Source organism: Mucilaginibacter arboris (assembly GCF_009754915.1).
Lineage (GTDB): Bacteria > Bacteroidota > Bacteroidia > Sphingobacteriales > Sphingobacteriaceae > Mucilaginibacter_A > Mucilaginibacter_A arboris.
Genome location: NZ_WPIK01000051.1, coordinates 1 through 1,200, shown reverse-complemented (window position 1 = coordinate 1,200; position 1,200 = coordinate 1). Strand labels below are relative to the sequence as shown.

Here is a 1,200-nt window from a genome sequence, read left to right as displayed (position 1 = left end):
CTTGCTATTTTGCTTCAGTTTCGGCTGAAGGAACAAAAATTTAGCTGGTAAAAGAAGCATCAGCTTTTGAACAATTATTTAACTTTGGTTCGGGCGGAAGGAATTCTATTTCCAGTTCTTCGCCAAGCCTTTTCCGTTGTAGGCAATTTAAACTAACATTGTACTAACCATTTTAAAAACTATGCCGTTATATAAATTGACTGAAGAAGATAAAAAAGGTTATGCAAAAAAGTATCTAGAAAATTTAGAATATTGGTTGAGAAGAATAATCGATCAAAAACTTACTGAAAAATTTGGCAATGATTACCTTAACATTGAAACTGGAGGACACTTTTTAATTAGAAAAGAGATTAGAGATAAAGTAGAAACTAGATTTCAAAATTATTCTGACAGATTTCAAAGAAAAATTGATGCTACATTATTGGAGCATCTGATTGAAATTATCTGTAAAGAAAATCTTTATAATGAAGTTTTTAAGCCTTTTTTTGAGCAAAACTTTAAATTAGGTAGAATTCAATTGAAGAACAGTTTGAATGAATTGAGCGATATTCGTAACCGTGTTAATCATACAAACCCTATTTCTGTAAGACAATTAGAAAAATCTATTTGCTATACTAATGATATTATTGATTCAATTAAAGGCCATTATAAAACATTGAATATGGATAAGAAGTTTAATGTTCCAATTTTTCTATCTTATTCAGATTCATTTGGACAACATTTTTTAAGAGAACATATTAACTGGGGGACAAATTGCTTAGTCCTTGATAATAGAAAATTTTACATTTATTGTTACGATAAAATAAGTTTAGAAGTTGAAATAGATCCGTCGTTTTCTAGTGCTGAATATGACATCTTTTGGAATTTTAGCGGAAAAGAAATTGTAAATGAAAAAAATATTGAAATTACATTTAATGAATCAGACGTAGCTGATTTCTACAGTGTAATCGTCAAAGTTGTTTCGAAAAAAACTTGGCATAAACTTAATAACTGCGATGATTGTTTAGCAATTCAATATACGATATTACCTCCTAAATAAACTGCCTACAACATTGGTTTGGCAAAAAACTGGCTGAAGGAATATACATCAACTTTTATTTTACTATTTTGCTTCAGTTTCGGCCGACGGAATAAAATTTAGCTGGTAAAAGAAGCATCAACATTTGATTATAAATTTAGCTTTGGTTTTGGCTGACGAAT

The 1,200-nt window shown here is 29.2% G+C and carries 1 protein-coding gene; it reads left to right on the top strand.

Annotation, left to right across the window (positions count from 1 at the left end; translation table 11 throughout):
* The first annotated feature begins 181 nt into the window (after window positions 1–181).
* The gene (locus tag GO621_RS18665; protein ID WP_157569917.1) at window positions 182–1,039 is read left to right on the top strand and encodes a Swt1 family HEPN domain-containing protein; all 858 of its coding nucleotides are present in this window, start codon (window positions 182–184) and stop codon (window positions 1,037–1,039) included.
* Window positions 1,040–1,200 lie beyond the last annotated feature (161 nt).